Origin of the sequence: Streptomyces sp. NPDC057638 (assembly GCF_042800315.1) — a bacterium.
In the GTDB taxonomy this organism is placed as follows: Bacteria; Actinomycetota; Actinomycetes; order Streptomycetales; family Streptomycetaceae; genus Streptomyces.
In genome coordinates this window covers 1-5,096 of sequence record NZ_JBHVHF010000437.1, presented here as the reverse complement: position 1 = coordinate 5,096, position 5,096 = coordinate 1, and the positions used below count along the sequence as shown (strand labels likewise).

Below are 5,096 nucleotides of genomic sequence, written 5' to 3'. Positions count from 1 at the left end.
GGCGCGCCCCGGCCGGGTGTTCAGCCCAGTCGCGCCAGCGCCCGCCGCACATCCGCGAGGTCGGCCCGGGAGGCCAGCCCCGCGTGGTAGAGCCGCAGTTCGGTCGCCCCCCGCGCCCGGGCCCGCGCCGCGTCCCGCTCCAGCGACTGAGGACGGCCGCCCATCCCCCGTACCACCGTCAGGTTCGCGGCGAGCACCGCGCCCGGAACGCCCCGGGCCGCGAAGGGATCGAGGAGCCGGGGGCCGTCCGTGCAGGGGACGACCACGCCGTCGGCGACGGAGAGGACATGGGCCGGGTCGACGCCCGCGTTGGCCCCGCAGTGGTAGGGGACGGGGTCGGCGTGGAGCAGGACCCGGAAGCCCTCCGGGGCGGACTGGCGTACGGCGTTGACGGCGCCCTCCTGGAGGGCGCGGGCGGTCCGGGTGCGAAAGCCGAGGGTGGCGGCGGTCCCGTCGGCGCCGAGCAGCTTCTCGATGCCCGTGTCCGGGGCGGCCCCGCCCGACCAGACCGGCTCCAGCGCGCCCCGGACGGCGTCCCGCAGGCGCGCCGGGTCCAGGCCGTGACCCGCGTAGCCGTCCTGGCAGGCGGCGCAGAAACAGAGGGACATCAGGTACTGCGCGGCGTCGCCGAGCCCGGCCCCGGCGGTCTTGTCGTGGGCGTGCTGATGGGCGAGGCCGTACCAGCCGCAGGACTCCAGTTCGGTGCCGTGGGCGCCGGGGCGGGCGGCGGCCTCGGCGGCGAGCTGCACCAGGAGGGCGCGCACGGCGGGCTGGGCGATGCACGGCGCCCAGGGGTAGCGGTCGCCGTAGGCGTTGACGACACAGACCTCGGGGTGTTCGGCGCCCAGCCGGGAGTTGTGGGCGAGCACCACCCAGCTGTGGACGTCGAGACCGGCGTCCGCGAGGAGGGCGGCGGCCTGTCCGTACGCGTCTCCGGGGGCCCAGCTGCCCGCGCGGTAGGGCCGCAGCTCGCGGCCGGACCAGCGGTCGTCGGGCTGGTAGAGGACGGCGGAGTGCTCGGCGGTGACGATCCGGTGCCGGGGGTGGCGGGGGGTGAGGGCGCGGGTGGAGTGGTAGGCGGCGGCGAGGGTGACCTGCTGGACGCCGAGGGCGGCGATACGGGCGGGCGCGTCGGGGTCGCCGATGACGTCCCAGGGGTAGAGGAAGACGCCCGCCCTCATACGGGCTCCCCGGCGGGCGCCGTGAGGGACGGTCGTGGCGCGGTGCCGGGACCAGCGGATGGACCGGCCTGCCCGGAGCCGGAACCAGCCGGTGAACCGGCCTGCCCGGAGCCAGGCCCCGGATCCGGGCCCGGGTCGGTGGCGTCGCCCGCCAGCAGCGCCCGGCCGTGCGCGACGAGGGCGGCGAGCGCCGTGACATGCGCCGGGGTGGGGTCGCTCAGCGGTGGTCTGACCCCGCCCACGTCGAGCCCGGCCAGCCGGACACCCGCCTTGACCAGCGAGACCGCGTAGCCGCGTCCCTGGTTGCGCAGTTCGACCAGGGGCGCGTAGAAGCCGTCGAGGAGCCCGCGGACGGTCCCGTCGTCGCCGTCGGCGAGGGCGCGGTGGAAGGCGAGCGCGATATCGGGGGCGAAGGCGAAGACGGCGGAGGAGTAGAGGGTGACGCCGACGCCCTGGTAGGCGGGGCCGGTGAGTTCGGCGGTGGGCAGCCCGTTGAGGTAGAGGAAGTCCTCGTCGCCGCCGCCCCGGCGCACCCCGCTGATGATCCGCTGGAGCAGATCGAGGTCGCCGAGGCCGTCCTTGAGGCCGACGATCCCGTCGGTGCGGGCGAGGGTGGCGACGGTGTCGGGGGTGAAGACGGCGTTGTCGCGCTGGTAGACGAGGACGTCGAGCGGGGTCGCGGCGGCGAGCGCGGTGTAGTGGCGCACCAGTCCGGCCTGGTCGGCGAGGACGAGATAGGGCGGCAGGACGAGCAGTCCGTCGGCGCCGGAGCGCTCGGCGCCGCGCGCGTACTGGATGGCCAGCGCCGTCCCGTACCCGGCCCCGGCGACCACGGGCACCGCGCCCGCTGTGACGGAGACGGCGGCGGCGACAGCGGCGCCGTACTCGTCGGGGTTCAGCGCGTGGAACTCCCCGGTGCCGCAGCAGGCGAAGACGGCGGCCGCACCGGCCTCGACGCCCTGGCGCACATGGGTCCGGTAGATGTCGAGATCGAGAGAACCGTCCGGTCCGAACGCCGTGACGGGGAAGAACAGCGGTCCTCGGGCCTGGGCGAGTCGGTCGGCGAGCGAGGGTGTGATCACGAGCGCTCCCTGGGCCGCACACGGGCCCGATCCCTGGATCCGTGCACGATTATGATCGATGTCCATATCCCTGAACGGCGTCACGCTAGTGCCGCCGAGCGTGGACGGTCAAGACGGAAAACGGCGACCCAAAGGCGGATTGATACCCTCCGCGCCACACTTGACGGTGTTGTCGGCCACTCCCTAGCGTGTCCATACATGTGAATTCCGTCTATGGACCTGAGCAGCACAAGGAGATCCATCCATGTCAGCTCCTCGTACCGTCCTGCTCACCGGCGCCGCTGGCGGACTCGGCACACTGATGCGAGGGCTCCTGCCCGCGTACGGGTACCAGCTCCGGCTCCTCGACGCCCGCCCCATCGAGGGCGAACCGGAGGCGATCACCGCCGACCTCGGCGACCGGGAAGCGCTGCGCGAGGCCGTACGCGGCGTGGACGCGGTCATCCATCTGGCGGCGATCTCCCTGGAGTCCACGTTCGAGAAGATCCTCCAGTCCAACATCGCCGGAACGCACCACCTGTACGAAGCGGTACGCGAGGAAGGGATCCGGCGGGTCGTCTTCGCCTCCAGCAACCACGCCGTCGGCTTCACCCCCCGGCCCGAGGGCGAACCGCCCATCCCACCCGAACGGCTGATCCGCATCGACACGCCCCGGCGCCCCGACACCTACTACGGGCTCTCCAAGTGCTTCGGCGAGGACCTCGCCCAGCTCTACTGGGACCAGCACGGCGTCGAGACCGTCTCCATCCGGATCGGCTCCTGCTTCATGGAACCCACCACCGTGCGGATGCTGTCCGTCTGGATGAGCCCCGGCGACGGCGCCCGGCTCTTCCACGCCGCGCTCACCGCGGAGCCGGTCGGCCACACCGTCGTCTACGGGTCGTCGGCCAACACCCGGCTCTGGTGGGACCTGGAGCCCGCGCGGGCGCTGGGGTACGAGCCGCAGGACGACTCGGAGCAGTTCGCGGCGAAGCTGGTGGCGGAGCAGGGCGAGCTCCAGCCGGGCCGCCGCGACCACGCCTACCTCGGTGGCCACTTCATCACCACCCCACCCCACTGGCCCCACTAACCGAGGGCCCCGGCGCCCCCACCACATGACGCACCGCGCGCCCCTGCGGGCCTGAGCCCTCGTGCTGGACACGGCCGGTCCCCACTCTTGCGGGCAGGCGTTCCGCTGGGCGATGGAGGTCCCCCCGGCCGGAGGCTGGGGGAGGTGGGCACAAGCCCACCTCCCGGGCACCGGGCCCACTCGGCCCCGGCCCCTGCGAGGCCGTGCCGTCGCACCCGGGCGTGACCCTACGGGGGTACGTACACGAGGTGCGGCCCTCAGCGGGACCCGTACCGGGGGGCGCGGGTCCGTAGCCGGGTTGCCGGGTGCGGGGCTGGGCGACAGGAACGCCTGCCCGGCAGGGGGTCCCGTGTGCCCACCCGTTCCGCCCTTGGCGGAACAGATGCCCACAACGGTGGGGCCCCGGCCCACACCGGGGGGCGCCCCGCACAGGGGCTTGGCCCGCACGGGACGGGCCCGGGCGGCGCGGGCGCGACACGGGTGGCGGGGCGGGCGGGAACGGGGGAGGGGGGTCGCTCGTTGGGAGGGCATGACCGCAATGACCCCCGGCTCGAACCTCCCCCTCACCACCCCCCGCGTGTCGGTGGACGTCGCCGCCCCCGTGCGCCTCGACGTTTCGGGCCTGCTCCTCACCTCCGACGGCAAGGTGCGCTCGGACGACGACTTCATCTTCTACAACCAGCCCTCGGGCCCCGGTGTCACCTATCGCTCCGGCGGCGGCACCGCCCCGGACGCGATCGTGGTGGACACGGCGGCTCTCCCGCCCGGCATCGAGAAGATCGTCGTGACCGCGAGCCCGGACGCCGCGGGACAGACGTTCCAGGGCGTCGAGCCGACCGCCACGGTCCGTGCGGCCGACGGCGGCGCCGTGATCGCCTCGTTCACCCCGCCCCGCCTGGGCGCGGAGACCGCGCTGGTGATCGTGGAGATCTACCAGCGCAACGGCGCGTGGAAGGTCCGCGCGGTCGGCCAGGGCTATGCCAACGGGCTGGCGGGCATCGCCACCGACTTCGGCGTCTCGGTGGAGGAGGAGCCCGCCGCGGCCCCGGTCGCTCCCCCGGCCCCCGCCGCTCCGGTCGCTCCCCCGGCGCCCCCGGCCCCGGTCGCCCCGGTCGCGCCCGCCGCCCCCTCGGCCCCGGCGGCGGCTCCCGCCCCCGGCAGCGGGAAGATCAACCTGGACAAGGGCCGGGTCAGTCTCCAGAAGAACCAGACGGTCTCGCTGGTCAAGGGCGGCCGTCCGCTGCTCTCCCAGGTCAAGATGGGTCTGGGCTGGGAGCCCGCCTATCGGAGCAAGGACATCGACCTGGACGCGTCGGTGATCGCCTACGGCCCCCAGCGCAACCACCTGGACAGCTGCTACTTCGGCAAGCTCCAGATCCTGAACGGCTCGATCCGCCACTCCGGGGACAATCTCACCGGCGAGGGCGCGGGTGACGACGAGGTGATCACGGTCGATCTGGGCCGTCTTCCGGCCGAGGCGACCGGACTGGTCTTCACGGTGAACTCGTTCTCCGGCCAGAAGTTCACCGAGGTCGCCAAGGCGTACTGCCGGCTGATGGACGCCGCGACCGGTGAGGAGCTGGTCCGTTTCGACCTGACCAGCGCGGAGCCGCAGACGGGCGTGATGATGGCCAAGTTGATCAAGCAGTTCTCGGGCGAGTGGGAGATGACCGCGATGGGACAGTTCGTGAAGTCCCGCACCGTGCGCGGCATGGTGAAGCCGGCCGGTCAGGCCCTGTGATCCGCGCCGCCGGGGTCTGTCAC

Annotated in this window: 4 protein-coding genes; 2 read left to right on the top strand and 2 right to left on the bottom strand. The window is 73.6% G+C overall.

The genetic code is table 11. From position 1 onward, the window contains the following. Positions 1 to 20: 20 nt before the first annotated feature. Both ACFVIM_RS32745 and ACFVIM_RS32740 read right to left on the bottom strand, forming a co-directional pair. Positions 21 to 1,181 carry a hypothetical protein gene (locus ACFVIM_RS32745; RefSeq protein WP_384309301.1) on the bottom strand — a complete coding sequence of 387 codons (1,161 nt, stop codon included), beginning with the start codon at positions 1,179 to 1,181 and terminating at the stop codon, positions 21 to 23. Continuing rightward, positions 1,178 to 2,263 carry a 5-dehydro-4-deoxyglucarate dehydratase gene (locus tag ACFVIM_RS32740; RefSeq protein WP_384309298.1) on the bottom strand — a complete coding sequence of 362 codons (1,086 nt, stop codon included), beginning with the start codon at positions 2,261 to 2,263 and terminating at the stop codon, positions 1,178 to 1,180. The genes ACFVIM_RS32745 and ACFVIM_RS32740 overlap by 4 nt, the downstream gene beginning before the upstream one ends. A gap of 244 nt (positions 2,264 to 2,507) precedes the next feature. On the opposite strand from ACFVIM_RS32740, the gene ACFVIM_RS32735 reads away from it, so the two are divergent. Both ACFVIM_RS32735 and ACFVIM_RS32730 read left to right on the top strand, forming a co-directional pair. Continuing rightward, on the top strand, positions 2,508 to 3,332 hold the full coding sequence (locus ACFVIM_RS32735; RefSeq protein WP_384309295.1) for an NAD-dependent epimerase/dehydratase family protein: 825 nt from the start codon (positions 2,508 to 2,510) through the stop codon (positions 3,330 to 3,332). 529 nt (positions 3,333 to 3,861) lie between these two features. After that, a complete protein-coding gene (locus ACFVIM_RS32730) occupies positions 3,862 to 5,073 on the top strand; it encodes a TerD family protein (protein WP_384309293.1) in 1,212 nt (403 codons plus the stop codon). The last annotated feature ends 23 nt before the right edge of the window (positions 5,074 to 5,096 follow it).